Below are 23,812 nucleotides of genomic sequence, written 5' to 3' on the forward strand. Positions count from 1 at the left end.
TTTGTTCTAAGGCGTCCCCGTTTGGATGTAACAGGTTCTAAACTCATTCCCTGTTTCGTTTTCGCTGCCCATATCCAATGGCCACCCAAGAAAAATGCTTACCAAGAGCAACGTATTAAGCCGACTTTTGGCACCTTTATCCAAGGCATAGATCTTTGTCTGATTTGAAATTTGCGCCTGAACACCCCAGTCTAACAATCTGATTCCAAAACCAAACCAATAAGTGTATTGCCACTGCAAGTAAATCACGCAAAAGAAAATCCAATAATCAGAATTATAAAATCAATGATCCATTTAGCCTTGAAACGTTCGGTAAGAAAGTCAATCCAAGGTGCCCATAATGCTCCTGATACACTAATTGAAGCAATGGCCATCGTCAGCAATAGTCGTGTACTTAATACTGGTTGATCACTTTTCATCAAAGAGATCGGAATTTTCTCGTATTTGGCATCGGCAACTTCTCGTTCTTATTCAGCAATGCAATTCTGTTCATTTCGTCTTCAGTCAAAACAAAATCAAAGATAGAGATATTTTCAACAAGACTTTTTGCATTAAATGATTTTGGAATAGTAACAAAACTGCTTTAGATGTCCAACGTAATATGGACTTGTGCAGGAATAATCTCGGCCTCCGTCAGCAAAACCTCAAGATTTGCAATTTGATAATTACTCACTCCGATGGCCCTGATTCTTTGCTGCGTATAAAGATGCTCGAGTGCTCTCCAGGTATCAAGTGACTTCCCCTTCACCGGCCAATGAATCAAGTACAGATCCAAGTAATCGAGCTGCAGCTTTTCCAAACTGGTTTCAAAAGCACGAAGAGTAGCATCATACCCCTGATCTCCATTTGCCACTTTTGTTATTATGAATGATTCCCCCCCCCTTGAAGTATCCGACTCTGCAATGGCCCTGCTCACTTGTTCTTCATTCGTATATGCTGAATGTCATCTGCCTTAACGTTGCCGGCAACCTGCTCAGGGCCTTTTGCCATCAAGAATCACTGAATCAATTCCCGTCTGTGCTAACAGCCAAGCAAGAACAAAATCAGAAAGCTGAATTTGCTTGGAAGAAGCGATTACTTTAAGCTTATCTGCTTTTTGCAGATTGTTGGAGCGAACTTTATCCGCGAATAAAAGGGTTTCCTTTACAGCAGTCTCCATTCTCAGGTTTGAAATCCTCAGAGTACTTGCCTCCAAGAATTCCGTAAGCCAGAGGGCATAAGAGATAAAGGAAATACTATGGGCAACACAATAAGGAAGAAGTTCCCTCCCAGCTGTACGCTGTAGCATATTATAAGGAGATTGACTCACCTCATATACTGCCTCGCTAACATCACGGGCTAGATGATATGGTGCTTCGAGTGACTTCCACTGAACATCTTTATGCCAATCAATCCGTTCATCGCGAAAAACTCGTGGATTCAGATGATTAAATTTATGGTATTGACCACATAGTTCATCTTCTCCAGCATGTTTAACAATCGATAAGCTGTAGTTTTATTCAGTGACAATTCCCGCATGATAGCACTCACTGTCAGTGAGTGCTTCTTTCACAATAAATCTAAAATCATGAGTCCTTTTTGGAGCGTTATTACTTCATAAGTGTCTACTTCGATTACCTCCTGTCGCACCTTAGAGCTATTAGCTCACATTATCGATACTGCTCCATTATTTAATAACGTAGTAAATATACATGGTATAACACATAATTATCCTTAACATAAAAGCCGTCCCTAATTAAAGGACGGCCTTTATATCTGTTAAATATTAATCTAAATCAGATCCATTTGATGCAATCACCTTTTTATACCAAGAAAAACTTTTCTTTTTTTATCCTTCTTAAGCTTCCTTCACCGGCATTATCTTTATCGACGTAAATATATCCGTAACGTTTTTTCATTTCTCCAGTAGATGCACTGATCAAGTCGATTGGTCCCCAACTTGTGTATCCGATTAAATCAACTCCATCTTGGATAGCTTTGGCGACCTCAGATAAGTGCTCCCGCAAATAATTGATGCGGTAATCATCATTAATCAAGTCGTCTCCTTCCACGATGTCTGCTGCACCCAGACCATTCTCCACAATAAACAACGGTTTCTGATAACGGTCATATAACAGATTTAGAGCAATCCTTAGACCAATCGGATCAATTTGCCAGCCCCATTCCGATGAAGATAGATAAGGATTTTTGACACCACCAAACAGATTGCCAGCCGTTGTTTCTTTCCCCTCGGGATTTGCACTTACAGCACGGCTCATATAGTAGCTAAAGCCAATAAAATCAACAGGGTAACTTTTCAAAATAAGATCATCCTCGGATTCCTTCTCAAGAACTACATTATTCTCTTTAAAGAATTGTGCAGCATATGAAGGGTACCCTCCCCTTGCCTGCACATCACCGAACATTAGGATTTCCCGCTCTCCTTGCAGAGCCGCAAAAACATCTTCAGGAGCACTGGTCAAAGGATAAGCAGGAATATAAGCCAACATACACCCAATTTTGGCATCAGGAATAGCTTCATGACAGGCTTTAACAGCGAGAGCACTTGCGACGAATTGATGATGTGCAGCTTGATATTGGATCTGCTTCTTATTTTCCCCTTCCTGTACAATAATTCCACCACCTGTAAAGGGGTAATGAGCAAGAATATTAATTTCGTTAAAGGTCATCCAATACTTTACTTTCCCTTTAAATCTATCAAATAGAACTTTTGCAAATCGTTCATAACATTCAATGGTCTTGCGGCTTCTCCAGCCTCCATATTTCTTAGCCAATCCTAATGGCATTTCATAATGGGAGATCGTAATGACAGGTTCAATATTGTATTTCAGTAATTCATCCATTAAGCGTTCATAGAAACGGAGGCCCTCTTCATTAGGAAACTCTTCATCTCCTTCAGGAAAAATACGTGTCCAGGCTATCGATGTCCGAAAACAGCGAAACCCCATTTCTGCAAACAGTGCTATGTCTTCTTTATATCGATGGTAAAAGTCTATAGCTTCGTGAGATGGGTATTTACCTTCGGGAAATTCCATAATTGGACCCGTAATTCCATGAGGCAATACATCTGCTGTAGACAACCCTTTTCCTTCCTTTAAAAATGCACCTTCTACCTGATTGGCTGCTACAGCGCCGCCCCAAAGGAAGTTTTTTGGAAAAGTGTATGTGTTGGATTGCATAGGCTAGTCTCCTTCCTAAGTAGTGTTGCTTAGACAACTAGCGTCAGCAACTTATCTTCTTTCAAAACCGATGAGTTTGTTGTTTCAATAACATCCAAATAATCGCTGGTATTCGAGATTATAACTGGAGTGATCGGATTGTATCCGGCTTCCTTAATCTTCTCAAGATCGAAATCAATCAATAGATCCCCTTTGAGTACCTGATCTCCTGCCTTCACTCGAGGCGTGAAATATTGCCCTTTTAATTGAACGGTGTTTATTCCAATATGAATCAATATTTCCGCGCCATTTTCGGACTGTATGATTACAGCATGACCTGACTTAAGTACAGTACCAATCGTACCATTCACTGGTGAGAATGCTTGCCCAATACTCGGGATTATCGCAATACCTTTCCCCATTGCTTCTTCTGCAAAGGCAGGATCAGGAACTTCAGTCAAGGGTTTCACATCCCCTGTTAATGGGCTGAATAGTACCTCTTTCTTTAAGCGTGACGAACCATCAGTAACATTGACACTGGTCTCTGCTTGAACCGCCTTTGTTTCCATAGTAGAAGTTACATCATTGGACTCAGTTACAGTTACAGCTTTTTTATCCATGTATCCTAAAAGAATCGTCAGAATAAAACCAATCGCCATGGCTGCTGCAATTCCTATTAAATAATACCCAATAGGTTCAAATGCTCCGATTGAAAAAATATTCTGAAAGACAAATGCTGTAGCATACGTATTGAAACCACCATTTATGGCTCCTCCGATAGCTCCGGCAACAATAACAAATGGGATCGTGCGCTTATAACGCAGCAATATCCCGTAGACAGTCGGCTCAGAGACACCTGCTAACAACAAACTTAAAGTAGAGGAACCCGCAATTGATTTCAAAGACTTTTCTTTGGATTTAAGGAAAACAGCCAGTGCCACCCCTGCCATTGCAAAGTTAGATGCTGCCCACATCGCAAGGATCGGATCTGTTCCATTTGCAAGATTTGCTAGAACGATGGGAATAATGCCCCAATGAAGGCCAAAAACAACAAGGAAAAAGATTAATCCCCCAATTACAGCTCCTGTCAATAGCCCGCTTACTCCCATGAGATAATTAATGGAATCTGCTATCGCGTTTCCGATATACACTCCAAATGGACCAAAGATCATAGCAGTCAGTGGTACAATAATGACTAAGCACAGTAACGGTACCAAAAATGTCTGTAGCTCTTTGTGGATGATTTTCTTAAGATATTTCTCCACATAAGAGAATATCCAAGTCGCTACGAACACAGGAAAGACAGTGGACGAATAATCCATCAAGACTACAGGAATACCTAGAAATGAAGAAGTATCTCCACTAGCCAATAATCCCGTAAAATTCGGCTCCATTAATGCTGCACCAATAACTCCACCAACATATGGATTTGCGCCGAATTTGATCGATGCTGAGATTCCCAGGAATATAGGGAGGAAATAGAAAACAGCATTTGCTGCTGCAGCTAGGATTAGGTAAGTTCCACTTTCTGCAGAGATCCACCCGAAAGTTGTGAACAAGGTTAAGACAGCTTTAAGTATCCCCGCTCCAGCCATAGCAGGCAACAGGGGAGAAAAACTTCCAGAAATCACTGCAAAAATTCTGGCCATGATCTTCTCTTTAGATTTATCTCCATCCTCAGAGGCAGTATTACCTGTCTCTAGTTTGCTAATCTCTTGATATACGTGTGCAACGTCATTTCCTATAACCACTTGGAATTGACCACCACTTTCGACAACGGTCAGTACACCTTCCAGGCTTTTCAGCTTCTCTTTATCTGGCAATTGGTTGTCCTTAAGATTAAATCTTAACCGAGTTGCACAATGGACAAGATTGGATACATTCTCCTCCCCACCAATATTTTGCATAATGTCCTTTGCTAATTTTTCGTACTTCATCACATTGCTCCTTTTAACTTATTCTGGGTGTATATAAAATAAAAAAACCTGAATAGGTGAGGAAGCACACCAATAAAATGTACTTATCACTTATCCAGGCTTTGCCCAACGAATGGTAACAACCCTGATCTATATTGTAAATATTAGTTCCTGCTGGTCACGCGCCTGATATGGAGCATGAAATAAACCATTTCAGCTTCGGTCGTTTCAATCTTATACTCTTCCTGTAAGTAAGTTCTAACCTTCTCACTACAGTCAAAAGCTTCGGGATATTTGGAAACCACTTGTTTGTAGAGTTCATCATCTTCGCTCGGAATCGTCTCATTACGCATAGTGCGATACGAAAAATATCTCAAATGAGTCACAAAGCGACTGTAGTTTAACGAATTCTCATCCAATTCGATTCCGTAGTGAAGGGTCACTATATTAAGGATTCCCTGAACCATTTGGGTAACGAGCACGGTCTGTTCCATTTCCTGACCGTCCTGCTGTCCATTCACAAAATGCATGGCGATAAAACCAGCTTCATCAATAGGCAGCGTAAACCCGGTTTTGTTTTCGATAATTTGTAGAGCATGCAAAGCAGTTTGATACTCTTTCGGGTAAAATTTTTGTATCTCCCAGAGCAATGCATTTTTAAGGCTCATTCCCTGTGCAGAGCGAGTTATTGCATAACTAATATGATCGGTGAGAGCCAAATAAATATTGTTGCTAAAGGAAGTTTGCAGATCGCTCGCTGCGTATCGAATAATCTGATCCGTTAATTCCAGATGCTCTGGAGGAATTTCACTTAATAATGTTGAAAGCCGTTCAGATAATTCTTTGGTCTCCATTACAAAAGTTTTTTCAATTCTAGCCAGATCTATATCTTCACCTGGATTTTTATGGTATGCCAGTCCTTTCCCAATAACAATAACCTCGGATCGATTGGGTCCTTCAACTAGAGCAACATTATTGTTAAATATTTTTTTTATTCTCAAAATCTCGCCCACTTTGTTTTTTTTAATAACAAAAAAGCCTAAACAATCCAGAACTAAATATCACTTAGCACGGATTAGTTTAGGCTTTGCCTGCTGTGCAGTAACAACCCTAATATTTATTGTAAACACATTATATACGATTTTAAAAGCGCTATCAAGGGAAAATTCAAATATTTAATTGGTGCCTCATACTAAATGAGAGCGAGTTACTTTACATATCATTGATCAAACTCCCTACTTCATTGTTTTATTGAACAATGATTCAAGAAGTTCATCAGATATTATAATCAAGTTTCCGGTTCTTAAGATATGAAAATCCCCATACAACAATTGAAGCTGGGACTACACAGCATCTAGCAAGTCCATTGACCGATACTCCACAAATAACTGTTTAACGTTGATCCATAAGTTCCGCCGAAAAATGTGCTAACCATGAAGTCAGTATTAAGTCTACTTTTAGCACCTTTATCTAGCGAATAAATGCGAGTTAGATTCATGACTTGGGCGCCTTGAACGCCCAACTCCACAAGTATAATCCTCAAAATTAGAATGAGAACACTGACGATCCAGACAAATAAAGCAAACAAAAGCAAGAGAATTAATGTCATGATGCCGATGACCTGCGATGGCATAAACAGATCAATAAAGCATCCAATCCATGGCACACCCAAGGCTCCAACCACACCAACTAATCCAAACAGACAGTCTGACTCGAATAATGATAGGGATACCCTTCGAGCAAAAAAAGAGAAGTCCAAAATAGGCTAAAAGCAGCCCCTATAAAGTTACTCCTTTTCCGTCATATATATGTGTGTTAATTAAATAGTAAACTATAGGAAAGGAAGCAGATATAAAGAAATCGAAACAATAATATCGTTATTTTAAGCTTCACGAAAAAAATACAGCAGACACTCTAAAGTGTCTGCTGATGTCTGCTTAATGAAACTCTTTTCACGATTTTTAAGTTATCTCATTGGTAAATGTTCGATTGACTTCCTGATTATTCGCAGCAAAAAACTCCGAAGCAGTCGTAGCGCAATACTATTTCATAACGGATATCTCCTAAACCAGATATTTTTCAGCAGGTTTTTGTATACTCACGTTATGCTTACCGCTTCTGTAGTTCTTCGGATTGTTCGAATCTACGGTTAAACATTTAAGAGCCTTTTACTTTGGAATCCGAAGCACAAGTTTGGTATTTTGATTAGCCGCTGACCTCAGAACCATAGTTTATTTACCTATGTGGATGATTGCTAGGTAAGACATCTACTGTTTTTTGTAGACTTGTTTTACGTAGTAATCTTGGTGTCGCTCCATAATATTTTTTAAACATTCGACTAAAATATCCAACGTTTTCAAAGCCTGTTTGTGAGGCGATTTCGGTAACATTTTTTTCTGAATTTAAGAGTAATTCTTTTGCTTTTGATAATCGATACTGTATTAAGTACTCAACTGGGGTGATGTCAGCACCTAGTTTAAAACAACGTAATGCCTCACTTTTACTTACTTTCGCTGCATCTGCAATATCGGTAAGGCGAACTTTTCTTTCATAATTTTTATATATGAAATCTAACATCAGTTGCAGTCGGGTTTGAAGAATATAATAATTTGAAGAATGTGATGAATTTTCATAAGACTCTTGATGCAAGTACAGCGTCTTCCATATGGAAGACATTAATACCTGAAGATCAAGTTCTTTTGTCATATTCTTAGAATTCATTAATTCAAACACTATGTTTAAAGAATGAAGAATCTCGTCTTGCCATTTCACTTTTCTATTTAAGAAAAGTCCTGAAATCGTTGAAAACATTATGGGTTGCACAAATTTCTGAAAGACAAGATGATTTCCACCTGATATGAATTCCGGAGAAAAAACGATATTTGGAACCAACGCCCTTTCTATAGCTTCATAACCATGAATGACTCGAGTATTGACGAAAATCCCATCCCCTGCTTCAAGTGTTCGTTTGTTCCCACCTATCCAGTAATCAACTTTCCCTTCTTGAATGAGAGCAAACTCTAACTCAGGATGCCAATGACGGTTAATGGTTTGATTATGAAAATATAACGTATCGTCTAGATAATATTGAATGGGGAAATTGATTGAACCGTGAGTGGCAACTTCCCTATATTGTTCGTTAGTTAATATGGCCCCCTGCAATCCAAACACCTCCTGAAATTCGGCGATATTGTACTACAAATTCACTTTATACTGCAAGTATGTATTGAAAAATAGAGATAAATTAATAAAAAGAGTTTAGAGAAACAATAATTCTAATTATGAATGAAACGGAGGCAGTAACAAGGTCAAGGTATATCAGTAACGAATATCAGAATCAAAAAATACTAAAGATGAGGTACTCTTGTGGAACAATATAATAATAAAACAATAATTCTTAATATTAACAAGTGGAAAATTTCTTTGTTTGTTTTCTTTGCTCTGTCGGGAATGGCTTTTTCTTCGTGGACTTCGAGAACACCTGAGGTAAGAGATATTCTTCATGCATCTACGTCAATAATGGGCTGGATCATTTTTGGAATTGCGGCGGGAGCAATTGTTGGTCTTGTATCTGCAAGTTCGGTGATCCGTCATATAGGAGCACGAAAAGCAATTGCCTTAAGCGTTATCATTTTGTCTTTAGGATTGCTTATAGCGGGTTTTAGTATTCTATTGGCTATAAAGCTGCTTGTTTTCTCAGGTCTTGTTGTTTTCGGGCTTGGTTATGGAATTATAGACGTAGCTCAAAATGTGGAGGGAGCAGCACTTGAGCGAAGTACCAATAAAACATTACTTCCCGCTCTTCACGCATCGTTTAGTGGAGGTACTCTCTTAGGAGTAGGCTTAGGCTCACTTGCCATATCGGTAAAAATTCCTGTCTTTATACATTTTATAATCATTGCTTTTGTGATTATCTTGTTCGGAGTTATTTGTATAAAGTATTTACCGACGGCTACAGGAAAAGTAGACCTAATAACTAATCATCATTCAGTCAGTTCTCCACAAACCAAGGTTAGCATCTTCAAAGAGTTAAGACTAGTTTACATTGGTATTATTGTTATGGGAATGGCTTTGGCAGAAGGTACGGCAAATGATTGGTTACCCATTTTATTTGTAGATGCTTACCAGGTGACTCATGTTACAGGTACGATTGTATACGGTGTTTTTTTATTAGCTATGCTAATCGGCCGAATGTCCGGTGGCTTCTTACTAGACCGCTTTGGCCGAGTTCCAATATTGGTATCAGCTGCAATCATAGCCGTATCGGGATTAGCTGTTGTGATACTTGATATTAATTTCTACTTTGCTGCAGCAGGAGTTTTTTTATGGGGAATCGGTGCATCTTTAGGATTTCCGGTAGGTTTGTCCGCTGCTGGAGATAATCCCAATGGTGCAACAGAGAGAGTTGCTTTCGTTTCCACGTTAGGTTATTTAGCTTTTTTGGTTGGGCCCCCTTTCATTGGACTTTTAGGTGAATCAGTAGGGCTGCTCTATGCCCTACTTGTAGTAATAATTGCTGTATTGATCGCTGGATTGTTCTCTCCAGCTGCCAAGAAAATTGAAACTAAATCCTCTTAAAAGTTAATATCTTAAATAATTATCTAGATAAAGACAAAAAAATTTCATAAAAGTGGTGACCTTTTCCCGAGTGGATTCCGGAAATGGTCACCACTTTTGGTTTATGAAATGATATTCTTCGTTTTTAGATGTTTCAGAAGATTTTTTTCGTTATGAAATAGCATTAACAATCTCATCTATAACCTGTTTGCAAGTTTTAATTTCTTTGATCCCTCCTGCCGATGGAGAGATGGAAATTGTACCAACCTCCAGATTACCGTCAAGTAATCCCGTTTTAAACCCATTTTTTATATAAGTTCCAGCTTCAGCGTGTTTTCCTTCTTTAATGAGTTGAAACGCTCTCTTTCCTCCAATTGTAGGAACGGTTCGTTCATTAGCTCCTTCAAGTCTAAGGAATTCGTCACTAGTAACTTGAAGAATTGCTTGCTTGGCCGCATCACTTGCTGGATTCTCATGAGTCGCTACAAAACGAGTGCCCATGTATACTCCTTCTGCGCCTAGATTCATTACAGCTTGTACTCCTCTGCCATCGATAATTCCTCCTGCTGCAATAAAGGGGATATTTAAAGAATCTGCAGCTTGAGGAACAAGTGTGAACAGACTAATTTCATACTGGCTAATATGACCTCCTGCTTCATTCCCAGTTACAATGAGGGCGTCTACTCCTGCAGTCTCAGCTTCAATCAAATTTTGAACTGTGGGGTTAATTGGGCGATAAATTACTGTGAAATCGTGTTTTTTTAGTTTCTCTATTTCGTTTTGATGCATTATAGTTCCAATAACTACAACAATTTTTACATTCTCTTCAACTAAAACATCAAACAACGCGTTAGTGAATAAACTAGTCCCATTAACATCGAAGGGTAAAATGTAATTGACTGCAAACGGTTTATCCGTCAACTCCCTTACTTTCCTGATCTCACTTCGTACACCTTCTATAAATTCATCTAAACTTTTCGCCGAGTTGTGTTGACCAGCATTTGGCCCAAGAACTCCCATCCCTCCAGCGTTTGAAACTGCAGCAACAAATGTAGCCGAGGTAACCCAGCTCATAGCTGCCGATATAATGGGGTATTTAATCCCCAGTAATTTGGTTACTCTATTCATAAAAAGACTCCCTTCATATCATCGAAATAGTGATTGAGTTAGTAATGGATGTCTCATATAATAAACAGATCTCTTTGACATTGGAAGTAGGCAAAAAAATGTGACCTAGTCACTTTTTTAGTACTAATGGAGAGAAAGGAAGATATACTATGGGCCGCATCTGTAAGGATGGTATCAACTCTGATTTAATCAATGGAGACTCAATTGTATATGGTTTAATTCATACCCAACATGTACTTTCAGGAAGATGGAAAATTATGATTCTTTGGCTTCTTTCAACGCAAAAACGACGTTTTGGGGAGATTAAGTCCACATTCACTAATATTTCACAAGGATCCTTAACTAAGCAACTAAGAGAATTAGAGAAAGATGGGTTTATCGAGCGCCATGTTTTCTCAGAAATTCCGCCCAAAGTGGAATATTCTTTAACCGAAAAAGGAATGGATTTTCTTCCTATATTAAAAAGTGTGGAACAATTTGGGGAAAAGTATGGTCAAAATTCTCTTAACAAAGAACCAACTGATGATATGACCTAACTTACCATCGTTAAGTAACAGCCTAGTAAGCACTATATAATCAATAGGACGTATAAATTTCCGGTTACGAAAACACCAAAGAAATTCACTATTTCACTATTTAAATTGGCGACTTTCTTAAACTTTAAGATGTCCTCCCCGTTGTCTTCTTTTACGATTACAATGGGTACATTTTAACTTGAGGTTGGAAAATCGGAAATAACGTTACTGGAAAAAATCGCTAAAGTGATGAGTGGTAAAACTAAATCCGCCACTATGTAGTTAAAAAGTCTACCAACAGTTTTAGTAAACTAATGGTAGACCCTAGATTATAATTGGCTTTGTTCGGTTCAAATGATTTTCAAGTCCAACACTAACTAGTGATTCAATCTATAATAGAGATCATTCCAGCGGATTTCATTCTCCAAGGAATCCAACGTGGTCGAAGTGTTGATAACTAGGCATTCAATTCCTGCCATGCGCGCCCAATCTTTAAGCTGCTCGCTCGTTACATGGAAAGAGAATCCAAAGTGATGTGCGCCCCCTGCAAGAATCCAAGCCTCTGCCGCTTTAGTCAATGACGGTTCGGGTTTCCAGAGCAAGCTGGCTACGGGAAGGTGAGGCATGCGTTTTTCATTCTGTACCGCATTCACTTCATTAACGATCAAACGGAAACGGTCACCCATGTCCACCACGGTTGCGTTAACCCCTTTGCCGCTTGCTCCATTAAAGATCAGACGGGCGGGGTCACCCTTACCGCCTACAAATAGAGGGTGCACTTCAATTCTCGGTCTGTCTGCTGCTAGTGTCGGGCATATTTCCAGCATATGTGAACCCAGTACCATCTCGTTACCTTTTTGCAAATGATACGTGTAATCTTCCATGAAAGAAGTACCTTTGTTATCGGCCATCATTTTCATCATCCGTACCAAGGCTGCCGTTTTCCAATCTCCTTCCCCGCCAAATCCATAACCTGCTGCCATTAGACGCTGTGCCGCCAACCCGGGCAACTGTTTTAAACCATGCAGATCCTGAAAGCTGGTTACAAACGCAGTATAACCACCTTCATTCAGGAATTCAGTCAGAGCAATTTCCATTCTTGCCTGTTCATGGATTGCCTCTCGTTCAGCTCCTTCAATACGACCGTTATCAGTGAAATCATACAATTCGGTATATTCATCCATCAGTTCCCGTACCTTGGCTTCACTCACTTCTTTAACGCGTTCGGCTAAATCACCCGCTGGATATCCGTTAATAGTCCACCCGAATTTTATTTGTCCTTCGACTTTGTCCCCTTCAGTCACAGCCACATAGCGCATGTTATCACCGAATCTGGCGATTTTCATAGTTTGGCTCTCGGTGTAACCAGCGGAGGTCTTCATCCATGCACCAATTCTTGTGCGTACCTCTTCATCTTTCCAATGCCCTGCAATAATTTTTCTTGCCGTTCCGAGGCGTGCGCCAATAAAACCAAACTCCCGGTCGCCATGCGCCGCTTGATTCAAGTTCATAAACTCCATGTCGATGCTGTCCCAAGGAATGTCCACATTATACTGGGTATGCAGATGAAGCAACGGCTTGCGCAATTGATTCAATCCAGAGATCCACATTTTAGCTGGTGAGAAGGTATGCATCCATGTTAGGATGCCCGCACAGTTTTCACTGGAGTTTGCCTCAAGACAAACACGGCGAATCGCTTCAGGCGTAGTGACTACTTCTTTGAATTGAATGGAGTATGGAAGGTTAGCCTCATGATTCAATTCAGCAATCATTTTTTTGGAGTTACTCTCTACTTTGGACAATACATCATCTCCGTACAAACCTTGACTTCCTGTCACGAACCAAAATACATAAGGTTTAGCATGCAACATATCGTTATCCTCCACTTAGTTAGATTTAAAATTTAATTCAATTTCATATTGAACGGTTTCTCCTGGCTGAAGCATCCTTAACGAATCGGTCTTGCGCTCCTCCGCTCTACCTTTGGTCCAGCAATTGGACGGTTCTATTCCCAGTACATGCTCACCAGCACCTGGCATTCTCCACTGTACCAATCTGGGTAACGTTACTGGATCCCACTTCAATTCCACGGTGAGACCCTTTGAGGAAGAATTAAAATCGTTTACAGGGAATGAAGGACTAATAATCTGGACACTGATCTTCTCTTGCTGCTCTAATGGTTCATGGTAGTAAACTTGTTCCGTAAAAAGAGGATCTGGGGCCTGCCATTCGTGTAACCTGGACATATCCATCCCTGCATCACGAGAGGTAGATTTACTTTCCGGCAATACAATGATCGTATCTTCCATTAGTAGAGGAAAACCGAAGTTAAAATGATATAGCATCATGTGGGGCACTGGTATGAAACTTACATTTTCGACAGTATCCATAATCTTCAGACGGTTCTCCCCAAGCCTGCTTATGATTGTACGAGTTAGGCGAAGTGTATGGCCGAAAATCGATGTTTCCTCCAACACTCCGCGTGTGAACATCTCATAATCGGTTCCATGCCATTCTGCGTAATAGGAAGTCTGACGGGCTGGAGTATGATGAATTTGTCCGTGCAAGCCAAATGATCCATACTCATCCTGTCCCGATGCTCCTACCTGTGATAAGCCACAAGTCATCAGCAAACCGCCTGAAGCTGAACGGAGCCAGTTATTTCCTTCAGCGTCATAGTAAGAAGAATGGGGATTCCCATTGCTTGCAGACCAGCTAACCGGGATACCACAAAATTCAGCTAGCGAGATATCCATCCCTTTGCTGGGGTGAACCCAATAGGAGAGTCCAGCACCCGTACGCACTTGAAAGGCCTCTTGACCTGCCTCCGGTCCTTCCCTCATAACAAAACGCTGTACTCCACCAAGTTGATCCATTCTGCCAACCCTCGACTCCAATTCACGCCGGGTCCATTCCTTGCCATAAAGTCTTACCATCACTGTAGCTCCTTCAAATTTTGGTTGGTCAAGCTCTAGGCTTTTCCCGCACTCCCGAAAATTCTCATAGTTCGTACAATGTCCTCCTGAATGGCCTCCATGGCCCATTTAGAAAGATCATGATAGTAACTTTTTTTGTTTTGATCGCTATTTGCATTCAATTTCGACTGAATTGTATTGGCCACCTCAAATGCCATGTTTGAATAGTAGTTAAGCTTGCGAATTCCGCATTGAATGGATTTCACATAGGCTGCCTCATCCAGTCCGGATCCTCCATGCATCACCAGCGGCATGCCGGTTATATCCTTAATTAACTGCAGACGGTTAAAGTCCAGGACAGGTTCTTTGGTGTAGACGCCGTGTGCGGTTCCATAAGCGACGGCCAGAGCATCAATATTTGTATTTTCTATAAATGTCTTGGCTTCCTTTGGATTGGTGTAGATATCATCCGGATCATACTCTTCCTCTTCTTCCTCATCCCCGCCGCCCTCGGGGCGAAGTATCTTGCCAAGCTCGGCTTCAACGGAAACACCGAGAGCTTTCGCAATTTTGCTGATCTCATTCGTCTGTCTAATATTCTCTTCAAGCTGCAAATGTGCACCGTCAAACATGATAGAGGAAAAGCCAAGTTTCATCGCACGGATCAAAATCTCATGATCTTGCCCATGATCAAGATGCACAGCAACTGGAACCTTGGCTTTTCTCGCGGCTTCTAGCATAATCGGAGCAATAACCTCAAGCGGCACAAGGGGAATATGAACTTCAGCGAAGGAAAGAATTACCGGCGATTGTGAATCTTCGGCGGCAGCAATGATGCCCCGGATCAATTCCAGATTATTAACATTGTAGGCACCAACGGCGTAATTCTTGGCTTCAGCATCTTTCATCAGCTCATTTAGCGTAACTAAAGGCATTCTTATACATCTCCTGTCTACTTTTCGTTCAGTCAGAAATCTACCTTTCCATGGGTTCGTTTGACATTACTTCGTTAACCGCTTGATACAAGCGTTTATATTTGGCGTAATTCTCGTCATATTGCTTCCGATTTTTTGCTTGAGGATGAAATGTTTTATTCACTTTCACCAAACGTCGTGTAGCTTCCTCATAAGAAGAGAACTCACCAAGCGCTACTCCGCAAAGGATGATGGTGCCTAATATTCCAGCTTCATCTATATCAAGTGCAACGATCGTTTTATTCATAATGTCTGCTTTGATTTGTAACCACAGATCTGACTTGGCCCCGCCACCACAAGCTCGTAATTTATCAATCCGGATTCCCGCTTGTTCCAGGCATTCTATATTTTGCCTCATCTCATAGGTAACGCCTTCCATTAAAGCTCTAAATAAATCTGACTTCGTAGTGTTGAAATCAATCCCTAGTACAGCTCCTACTGCCAAAGGGTTCATATACGGAGTGCCTGATCCTGCGAAGTGCGGCAGCACCAGAATATTGGTGGGACTGTCACTAACGTTCTCACTCATAATGTCATATACACTTCGTCCCGTTAGATCCGCTTCCATTTTCTCTTCATAGCCAAACTGATCTCTATACCATTTGAGTAAAGAACCCCCCGTAAAATTAAAAGCGTAGGTTGCATATTTTCCTTTGATAAATGGAACCAGAGCTAGATTGCTGGATGCCATATCCTGTTGATTTATCGTCTCTTTACTAAAAACCGGTGTGATACACTCTACTGTTCCAATTCCATCAACAGCCGAGCCTTCTTCTGTTATCCCCGCTCCTATAGCAGCGCACACCTGATCATGCCCGCCTAATACCAGTTTGAAATCAGAAGGTAACCCGAAGTTTTGTGCTGCCTCCAGCGAAATCTGACCGACTACTGTTCCCAGAGCTGCAATCTCCGGAAATATCCTTTTGTGTAAGCCAGCCACCTCTATAATATGTTCATCCCACTGGAGCCTACGGACATCAAATGCCATTGTTCTGGAGGCCAAAGAATAATCCAGAATAGGGCCGGCACCCAGCTTGTAAAGAATATAGGAGCCAAAAGGAAGAAACGTATGAATCTTTGCATAAATATCCGGCTGCTCCTCCCGGTACCACATCAATTTAGAGAGCGTATACATTGAATGAGGCTTCAAGCCTGTTTTATGGATAATTTCATCCGCTTCTATTTTTTTGATAAACGCTTTTAATTGCTCATTTCCCCTGCTGTCGATATAAAGCAAGCTGTTCCCAAGCTCTCTGCCTTCCTTGTCGATGAGAACTGCAGCTTCTCCAAAGGAAGAAATTGAAATACCAGCGAGATGAGTACTCCGTTTGTTATACTCTCTTATTACAGAATGCATTATGGATTGAACTGCTTCCCAAACAATCTGAGGATTCAATTCAAAATAACCGCTTATCGGCGACTCCATACTGTATTCCTCATACGCTTGAGCCATCACATTACCATCAGAATTCGTAATTATGCACTTCGCTCCTGTCGACCCAATGTCCAATCCAATTAAATCCATTTCAGCCCTCCTTCGCCTCCCTACTACTCTATTTTAGAGAGGGAACAGATTGACTTCTTGCTATAACTTGCTGAACCATGTATTAAAAATTGTTTATTCTACCATTACCAGCCGACTCAAGGCGGGAACACCCACGCAGTTACTTGACAAGCTTCATTGGGGATCTACATGTAAATGGCTATGCCGGCTATCATAAGTTGCAGCTGAAGAGAACGCAGCGGGGGAATTGCCTACAGCTTGAATCAGTGGGAAAACAGGGGAACTTACAGTATTCATGAAAGAAGGACGGCTGGAAATCGACACAACGTAAAATAACCCACATCCTGGTAAATAGGTGTGGGTTATTTTACGCTTATTTTGATATTTGCACATCCTGCCAGTTAGCATTATTTAGAATCTCCGCATTTTTCCCAAGGAATGCCTTACCTGCTTCTTCATCTCCCTGCAGGTGGTACATCATCCATGCTGTCAAATATCCATCAGAGTGTACCAGCATATCTTCATGGTCAGCATTCACTGCCCTGGCTCGGACTTTCAAAACATCATTGGTAATCAAATCGTAGTTTTTAATAAGGGATGATAGCGGTGCTACTCCTATTCCGTTATCCTCTCCCGTATCATTTTTGAGAGTGCCGGCTGTCATAAAATAGGGGATGGTGATTTTACTTACATCGTAGTTCCACCCCAATGCTTTCGAGAGTTCAAAATTTGCAGCACTCCCTGTAAAAATTGTTTTGTAGTAATGACCGTTTTCTTGAGCGGTTACGGCGTTGATGGCTCCAACACCACCTTGAGAATACCCTGCTATCCCAATATTGTTGATGTCTATTTTCCCATAGAATATATTATCGGCATTTGAATTTAATTCGAGCATTAAGTCAAGGCTTTCTGCGTTAAACTTACCACTACTAGACATACGGTCTTCATTCCCCACAACTACAAATCCCCATGTCGCAAGATGCTTAAAAAAGGGTTCGTATCTGCTCGCACTCATGTCGCTAGCATTTGCAATCACAATTAGAGGATAAGTGTGATCGGTATTTGTCAATTTAGTCGGGTACCAAACTTTAGTCTGAACACCTTCATCATCATTTGAATCATATTCAATAGTAGAAACATCATACGTTCCCATTTTGATATATTTTTGTTCTAACGGACTTTCAGTCTTGTAAACATCAGAATAGCCTTCATCTAAAAGCGGCTGCGTCGATTTCCATTTACCATAGAGCGTCATGCTAACCACCACTAGCACTAATATTCCCAAGATGATTAACAAAATTTTTCCTATCATCTTCAAAAATCTCCCTGTATTTTTCATAAACTTGTCCTTATCTGCTTTCCCCGTAGGTACAATATTCTGAAGACTATCAATATTCTTTTTCTAATAATTCAATTCCATATTGTTTGATATCACCATTTACTGCATCAAGTATCCAATCACTTATGCTCTTCTTACCATTTAATTTATCAAACACATTACTTGAAATGATTGTGTGTTGTGTCAGGTTTAGCTCCTTGTTATAAGACAGGCCATCCCAGATGTAGATTCCCACGCCTGGTATATTGTTTTGAAGCCCTTCAACCATCGCTTTCAGATTTGACTGAAAAACATCACCACTTTTATCGGTTGCCGACATTTCTCCATGATCAAGATATGCCTGCCACTTCGCCAGCTCCCCATCTCGCACAGAACTATCAAACAATATTTTCACGCTATCTCCACGTTTGTCAGATAATGCCGTCAGGCTGTCAAGCACGATATTGTCCGTATTGAGACGTTCTGATATTGGTTGTGGGGATTTCCAGACATTCTCAGATATATCCTGCCAATCATCTGTGAGCAGCAAAGAACTGTCAACAGCAACTGTAACATTTGAGGTTGATGGATAATAATCAATAACATCATCTGCAAGTAGTGATGTTCCAAATCCCCCAGCAGAAAATCCAGTAACAAGGAGTGTATCCGGCGTGCCAGTATACTTTACTGCCTCCTTCATGAAAAGAGAGAAATTAGTATAGCCATAATGATATAACGTTTTTGAGTTCCCCTTGTCATCCGAATAGGCATATTCACCTGTTCCTGAATGAAAATCGCCTGTACTGTATGGAAGAACAAGGATTGTCCAATCTTTAAATGGGTTATCTTCTGTATCACTTGCAATTCCCATCTTAGCGACGAAATCTTGGTTTTTTACCACATCTGCATAAAAGTCTTTTGGATGCGCTGCAGTGTATTCATTTATACTTGCTCCACCACCAAAGAAATACACCATAACCTTATTTTCGCTTCCTAAACGAATGAATCCATTCCATTCGCTCCCATCAGACGATTTTGCCTCTTCCGGCGTAATAGCATACCACTCTCCTACTTCCGGGCTTCCCTTCAATTCCGGAAAGCTGATTAGAACGGAGTTTTTTAGCATAACAAAAACTACGATAGCCAAAACCGCAATTACTATAAAAATGCTTATCATTGTATTCCGCAGAATATGCCGTTTCTTTCCATTTGACTTTTCCATACATTACTCCCTTGACAAATTGAATTATTTATTATAGTCTTCTTCGATGTGACAATTGTATCAACCTAATTGACTGATCGTCAATGCAGCCACCAAAAATGAGACAAAAGCAAAGGAATGTATCATCATTAATAATCAACAGAAGAACCGATATGTCAAAGAACAGATTACGACTACACTCATTCAGCTTATGCAGAAACGTACTTTGTCTGACATTTCCATCAGCGAAATAACAATGAACGCTGAGGTTGGCAGAGCATCCTTCTATCGTAATTTCTCTGATAAAACAGATGTCCTCAGACAGCACGTTATGTATCTGACACAAAAATGGGGATCTGAATTTGAAAGTAACCCAAACTCCAATCCGCAAAACCTTTTTGGCAGTCTGTTTCAGCACTATAAGGACAACGACAATTTCTATCAGCTTTTGTACCGTAACCATCTGACAGAATTGATTCTTGATACCATTTTGGATATCTGCGGCCCCAAGGGTGAATCATCAAACATAGATGCCTATAGAAAGTCTTTCTTTGCCTATGGACTATATGGCTGGATTGTAGAGTGGATGATGCGGGGCATGCAAGAATCTGCTGATGAGATGAATACTTTACTTACAACTGCATTGCAATAGGCTCAAGAAATGACATAAGCCTGTGTTGCGTTCTATGGTGTGGCTTGCTTGAGTTTGAAGACGAGTCCGAGTAATACTGCTAAAATAAAGACCAACCTACAAAGTGAACTTTGGAAGTTGGTCTTACGTTTTACTTCAATAAATTAAGTACCTGTTTAATATCTTCATCAACATATTTGTGATCTTGAACTTTGTCATCGTTCTTCAACTCCAGCTTCCCATGCTTGGACTCTATTCTAAACTGTTTTGGTGTCATTCCATATTGCTCCTTGAAGCTGGAAGCGAAAATCTGGGAATTAGCAAACCCATTCATCATTGCAACGTCAATTACTCTTTCATTGGTGTGCAGGAGCATTTCATAAGCCTTTCTTAACCGTACATATTTTAAATAGGATTGAAAACTCATCCCCATCTTATTTTTGAAGAAATGAGAGAAATAATACTTACTTAGATACTCATGATTGGATATTTCCTCCAAAGTTATCTTCCTGTTATAGTTTAGATCGATATAATCTAGGATTCGTTCTAACCTTTTCAGATTGTCATTTGATTTTTCCAGATTTTCTTCATCAATCATATTTATTTCAAATTCTCTGATAAGACTGAGGATAATTTGCTGTAGGATAATGGAAATTTCAATAATAAATCCTGTCTCTTTAGTATGAAATACTCGTAAAATATTTATTAAAAAACTTTTTAAAGTAGCATATTTGTCCAGTGATTTTAGATCCGTAACACTATTACAAATAAACTCCATTTTCTCAATTTGGGGATGAAGATTCTGGAACATATTCATATCCATTTGTATGATCACGGCTAAATTTTGATAATCCGTACCCGTAAAGGAATGGACATTATTCGAGTTAATCAAGATTAGATCGCCTTTTTGCATACAATAGTCATGGGTTTCCACATGAACTTGGAGATCGCCTTTAACTAACATGATAATTTCCAACTCTTGATGCCAATGTAAAGGAACAGTTTCTATTCGACAAACGTACATTTTGATGGACAGGTTATCTGTATATTTGATTAATTCTTTTTTGTGTAAGTACTTCATTTCTCTCATCCCCTAAATAGCTTTTTCGGGAATATCTGTCGTTAAACCTGATGAATGTTATTTTATTTGGCTTAAACGTTCATCCAAATGATCCAAAATATGTGTAGGCAATGAATAGAACGCTGCCAAATCCCGGAGGGAAGAATTACCGATTGAAGCGCCCAAATCATCCGGATTGACTTTAACCTGTTCAGACATCATTGTCCGTATGAGCGGTGCAGCCTCATCGTGGTGCAAAAGTTCAATTAGTGGAGTTTTCGTGCTAAATATCCTCAAATAACTCTTGGTCGGAGAATAGCTGATCGAATAGCTTCCACTGAATAATTCCAATAGGACCTCTTCCTCAAGTTGTTCTCCGGTTATGTCAGTAAACTCCCAGGTAACACCGTTAATTTCTAAATCCTTTAAATGGGCATGGGGTAATCGTATACGGGCAGATGCATTGAAAGGAATATCAAAAGTAAAATCAAGCCTTCCTTCCTTATCAATCTCCCATCCGCTACGATAGGTGCCCGATGCGGTTTCAACTGTTGCTTTCACCCACTTCAGCCGGTTATCCGGTTGCGGGACGAGCTCCACGCGCTGGAAACCCGGGGCCTCCTCAACGGGATTAATTCCCGCCATGCAACGATACATCCATTCTACGATTGCGCCGTAAGCATAATGGTTTAAGGAATTCATGCCTGTACCACTAATCGTTCCGTCTGGTAGAACTGAATTCCACCGTTCCCAAATGGTCGTTGCACCCAGCTTCACGGCATAAAGCCAACTCGGGTAGTCGTCATTAAGCAGTAAAGTATAAGCAAGATCATTACATCCATGATTTGTCAGTACATGATTTAAGTAAGGTGTTCCGACAAACCCTGTTTTCAGGTGATTACGGTCAGCTTTTAAACGCTTCCGTAGAGCCTCAACCACTTTGTCGATATAGTCTTTTGGAACCAAATCCATAAACAGCGCAACAGCGTATGCAGTTTGTGTATCGATCGCCAACCGGCCTGTTATAGTAAAAAATTCCTCCTGAATTGCAACTTTAATTTCCTTTGAAATACGCTCATAGTATGCCGCTTCTGCTTCCTGCCCTAATACCTTCGCTGCTTTGGCCACAATGTTTGTTGAATAACAGTAGTAAGCAGAGGCGATGAAATCCTTATCGGTTCCGCCGAAAGGAGAATCCGGATTGCTGCTGTCTAGGGAAAGCCAATCTCCAAAATGGAACCCTACCGTCCATAGTCTACGTCCCCCTGAGTCCGTATCTTTTTTTATAATGTAGTCGGCCCATCCTTTCATGCTTTCAAACTGCTGCTGAAGAATGGTCACATCTCCGTAATGTAGATATACATTCCATGGAATAATTACGGACGCATCTCCCCAAGCGCTGGAACCACCCACACGAATATTAGCAGCAGGAACAACCACCGGAACCTCTCCTTGGCGTTCCTCCTGTTCACTTCCAAGGTCAAAGCAATACTTGTTGAAAAAAGCATAGGAATCCATATTAAAACAGGCGGTACCAGAGAATACCTGAGCGTCCCCCGTCCAGCCCATTCGTTCATCCCGCTGAGGGCAATCTGTTGGAACATCCAGGAAGTTCCCCTTTTGTCCCCACTTTGCATTCTGAAACAAGCGGTTGATCAGAGAATTGTCGGTCTCAAAATGCCCTGTATCATCAAGGTCCGAATAAAGAACACATCCAGTAAAATCCTCAGAATTCAATTGTCCGATCCAGCCTTCAACCTTTACATATCTGAATCCATAGTAGGTGAAGTAAGGACGAACGATCGTTTCCCGTCCATCTGCCGTAAATTGATGTTCCGCCAATGCGGTGCGCAAATTATCTCGGTAGAAATTTCCTTCCTGTAGCACTTCGCCGTATTGTAACCGAATGATACTTCCTTTGGGAGCGTTGGTCCGATATTCGATCCAGCCTACCATGTTCTGCCCCATATCCAAGACCGTCTCGCCCGCAGGAGTATGAATCACTTCGAGAGGCTTCCTTTTCTCCTTGATCACTACAGGAAGACTAAGCCTGGCCTTGAGTCGATCATAACCAAGTTCAACTTCTCTAACGGGATAGCTTTCAGAGGCTTGAAAGGTTGCATCATAAATTTCACCGTCGTATAAATTTCCCGATATAATTTGACTTTGTTCCGCAGTCCATGAGTCATTGGAAACAATGATCTCAGTTGAGCCGTCCCTGTATGTCACAACCATTTCATATAGAAGAACAAACGTATTACCGTAGATCTCGCTCGAATGGCCATCAAAACCAAAACGCCCTTTGTATAAGCCATTTCCAAGCCTTACCGATATCTTATTCTGACCTGTTTGCAGAAGTTCGGTCACATCATATGTTTGATATTGCAGCCATTTATGATAATTATTGAAGTTAGGTGTCAGAAATTCGTTTCCGGCTTTTAGACCGTTAATATATATTTCGTAAAGCCCCAGTCCACATACATAGACTCGAGCCGAAGCAACGGGGCCTTTCAGCAGTAACGATTTTTTTAAAATCGGATGAATGGTCTTATTGAATTTTGGAGTGATCCATGTCCCTTTCCATGCTTCGCTCAGCTTGGCTGTCTCAAACCAAGCAGTCTCGCTTGTGGCGTGCTCTCCATTATCCGCCCATACCTCTACACGCCAAAAATAGCGGCTTCGCGGCATCAATTCTAGCGGAAGCTCAAAGGCAAGACTGTTAATATCCTCTCTCGTTCCGCTGTCAAATACAACGTCTTGGAATTCATCATCAAGCGCCACCACATACCGGGCTGCCGCTTGCTTCTTGCCATTCGTGTCGATTACAGTGTATGAAAATCTCGGTTTGCCTAAATCAAAACCCAGTGGATTCACCACACGGTTTGTTTTTAAATGAATAATTTTCATGAGAACCTCTCAGAATTAGTTATTTTAA

At 40.6% G+C, this 23,812-nt stretch carries 17 protein-coding genes and 2 pseudogenes; 3 read left to right on the top strand and 16 right to left on the bottom strand.

Annotated elements, in window-relative coordinates:
• Positions 1–583: 583 nt before the first annotated feature.
• From AC6CIF_RS21480 to AC6CIF_RS21510, 7 genes and pseudogenes are all read right to left on the bottom strand, one after another.
• Positions 584–922, bottom strand: a pseudogene (locus AC6CIF_RS21480) (aldo/keto reductase); the annotation flags it as partial.
• Between the two features lie 51 nt (positions 923–973).
• Positions 974–1,309, bottom strand: coding sequence for an aldo/keto reductase (locus tag AC6CIF_RS21485; protein WP_498201478.1), 336 nt, complete (start codon positions 1,307–1,309; stop codon positions 974–976).
• 110 nt (positions 1,310–1,419) lie between these two features.
• Positions 1,420–1,530, bottom strand: a complete 111-nt coding sequence (locus tag AC6CIF_RS21490) for a helix-turn-helix domain-containing protein (protein WP_498201479.1) — start codon at positions 1,528–1,530, stop codon at positions 1,420–1,422.
• A gap of 235 nt (positions 1,531–1,765) precedes the next feature.
• Positions 1,766–3,179, bottom strand: a pseudogene (locus AC6CIF_RS21495) (6-phospho-beta-glucosidase).
• 29 nt (positions 3,180–3,208) lie between these two features.
• Entirely contained in the window at positions 3,209–5,095 is a 1,887-nt protein-coding gene (locus AC6CIF_RS21500; protein ID WP_498201480.1) for a beta-glucoside-specific PTS transporter subunit IIABC, read from the bottom strand.
• Positions 5,096–5,238: 143 nt separating this feature from the next.
• Complete coding sequence (licT, locus tag AC6CIF_RS21505; RefSeq protein ID WP_062319797.1) at positions 5,239–6,075, bottom strand: BglG family transcription antiterminator LicT; 837 nt, start codon at positions 6,073–6,075, stop codon at positions 5,239–5,241.
• Positions 6,076–7,309: 1,234 nt separating this feature from the next.
• Positions 7,310–8,236: an AraC family transcriptional regulator gene (locus AC6CIF_RS21510; protein ID WP_062319802.1), complete on the bottom strand. Its 927-nt coding sequence runs from the start codon at positions 8,234–8,236 to the stop codon at positions 7,310–7,312.
• 204 nt (positions 8,237–8,440) lie between these two features.
• Here AC6CIF_RS21510 and AC6CIF_RS21515 point away from each other — a divergent pair, with 204 nt between their 5' ends.
• Entirely contained in the window at positions 8,441–9,652 is a 1,212-nt protein-coding gene (locus AC6CIF_RS21515; RefSeq protein ID WP_068963925.1) for an MFS transporter, read from the top strand.
• A gap of 150 nt (positions 9,653–9,802) precedes the next feature.
• On the opposite strand, the gene AC6CIF_RS21520 is transcribed toward AC6CIF_RS21515, so the two are convergent.
• Positions 9,803–10,759, bottom strand: a complete 957-nt coding sequence (locus AC6CIF_RS21520) for an NAD(P)H-dependent flavin oxidoreductase (RefSeq protein WP_430020788.1) — start codon at positions 10,757–10,759, stop codon at positions 9,803–9,805.
• A gap of 149 nt (positions 10,760–10,908) precedes the next feature.
• Here AC6CIF_RS21520 and AC6CIF_RS21525 point away from each other — a divergent pair, with 149 nt between their 5' ends.
• A complete protein-coding gene (locus AC6CIF_RS21525) occupies positions 10,909–11,295 on the top strand; it encodes a winged helix-turn-helix transcriptional regulator (protein WP_062319807.1) in 387 nt (128 codons plus the stop codon).
• 356 nt (positions 11,296–11,651) lie between these two features.
• Here AC6CIF_RS21525 and araA read toward each other — a convergent pair whose 3' ends face one another.
• The 6 genes from araA to AC6CIF_RS21555 all read right to left on the bottom strand — a co-directional run bounded on the left by araA (position 11,652) and on the right by AC6CIF_RS21555 (position 19,207).
• A complete protein-coding gene (gene araA / locus AC6CIF_RS21530) occupies positions 11,652–13,145 on the bottom strand; it encodes an L-arabinose isomerase (protein ID WP_498201481.1) in 1,494 nt (497 codons plus the stop codon).
• A gap of 15 nt (positions 13,146–13,160) precedes the next feature.
• Positions 13,161–14,210, bottom strand: a complete 1,050-nt coding sequence (locus AC6CIF_RS21535; protein WP_062319811.1) for an aldose 1-epimerase family protein — start codon at positions 14,208–14,210, stop codon at positions 13,161–13,163.
• Between the two features lie 35 nt (positions 14,211–14,245).
• Positions 14,246–15,124 (bottom strand): class II fructose-bisphosphate aldolase, encoded by an 879-nt coding sequence (locus tag AC6CIF_RS21540; RefSeq protein ID WP_498201482.1) that lies wholly within the window; start codon positions 15,122–15,124, stop codon positions 14,246–14,248.
• Positions 15,125–15,164: 40 nt separating this feature from the next.
• Complete coding sequence (locus AC6CIF_RS21545; RefSeq protein ID WP_413036914.1) at positions 15,165–16,688, bottom strand: FGGY-family carbohydrate kinase; 1,524 nt, start codon at positions 16,686–16,688, stop codon at positions 15,165–15,167.
• Between the two features lie 352 nt (positions 16,689–17,040).
• A complete protein-coding gene (locus AC6CIF_RS21550; protein ID WP_498201483.1) occupies positions 17,041–17,979 on the bottom strand; it encodes a poly(ethylene terephthalate) hydrolase family protein in 939 nt (312 codons plus the stop codon).
• A gap of 76 nt (positions 17,980–18,055) precedes the next feature.
• A complete protein-coding gene (locus tag AC6CIF_RS21555; RefSeq protein WP_430020793.1) occupies positions 18,056–19,207 on the bottom strand; it encodes a pectin acetylesterase-family hydrolase in 1,152 nt (383 codons plus the stop codon).
• A 205-nt stretch (positions 19,208–19,412) separates the two neighbouring features.
• Here AC6CIF_RS21555 and AC6CIF_RS21560 point away from each other — a divergent pair, with 205 nt between their 5' ends.
• Positions 19,413–19,838, top strand: coding sequence for a TetR-like C-terminal domain-containing protein (locus AC6CIF_RS21560; RefSeq protein ID WP_402872793.1), 426 nt, complete (start codon positions 19,413–19,415; stop codon positions 19,836–19,838).
• A gap of 130 nt (positions 19,839–19,968) precedes the next feature.
• Here AC6CIF_RS21560 and AC6CIF_RS21565 read toward each other — a convergent pair whose 3' ends face one another.
• Positions 19,969–20,898, bottom strand: coding sequence for an AraC family transcriptional regulator (locus AC6CIF_RS21565; protein WP_498201484.1), 930 nt, complete (start codon positions 20,896–20,898; stop codon positions 19,969–19,971).
• A 57-nt stretch (positions 20,899–20,955) separates the two neighbouring features.
• Positions 20,956–23,784, bottom strand: coding sequence for an alpha-L-rhamnosidase (locus AC6CIF_RS21570; protein WP_498201485.1), 2,829 nt, complete (start codon positions 23,782–23,784; stop codon positions 20,956–20,958).
• Between the last annotated feature and the right edge of the window lie 28 nt (positions 23,785–23,812).

This window comes from Paenibacillus sp. GQ49 (assembly GCF_059759055.1).

Excerpts from the sequence above, each read along its gene's own strand:
- AC6CIF_RS21500 (WP_498201480.1), bottom strand. The coding sequence starts at position 5,095 with ATGAAGTACGAAAAATTAGCAAAGGACATTATGCAAAATATTGGTGGG.
- AC6CIF_RS21520 (WP_430020788.1), bottom strand. The coding sequence starts at position 10,759 with ATGAATAGAGTAACCAAATTACTGGGGATTAAATACCCCATTATATCG.
- AC6CIF_RS21525 (WP_062319807.1), top strand. The coding sequence starts at position 10,909 with ATGGGCCGCATCTGTAAGGATGGTATCAACTCTGATTTAATCAATGGA.
- araA (WP_498201481.1), bottom strand. The coding sequence starts at position 13,145 with ATGTTGCATGCTAAACCTTATGTATTTTGGTTCGTGACAGGAAGTCAA.
- AC6CIF_RS21535 (WP_062319811.1), bottom strand. The coding sequence starts at position 14,210 with ATGGTAAGACTTTATGGCAAGGAATGGACCCGGCGTGAATTGGAGTCG.
- AC6CIF_RS21540 (WP_498201482.1), bottom strand. The coding sequence starts at position 15,124 with ATGCCTTTAGTTACGCTAAATGAGCTGATGAAAGATGCTGAAGCCAAG.
- AC6CIF_RS21545 (WP_413036914.1), bottom strand. The coding sequence starts at position 16,688 with ATGGATTTAATTGGATTGGACATTGGGTCGACAGGAGCGAAGTGCATA.
- AC6CIF_RS21550 (WP_498201483.1), bottom strand. The coding sequence starts at position 17,979 with ATGATAGGAAAAATTTTGTTAATCATCTTGGGAATATTAGTGCTAGTG.
- AC6CIF_RS21555 (WP_430020793.1), bottom strand. The coding sequence starts at position 19,207 with ATGGAAAAGTCAAATGGAAAGAAACGGCATATTCTGCGGAATACAATG.
- AC6CIF_RS21565 (WP_498201484.1), bottom strand. The coding sequence starts at position 20,898 with ATGAAGTACTTACACAAAAAAGAATTAATCAAATATACAGATAACCTG.
- AC6CIF_RS21570 (WP_498201485.1), bottom strand. The coding sequence starts at position 23,784 with ATGAAAATTATTCATTTAAAAACAAACCGTGTGGTGAATCCACTGGGT.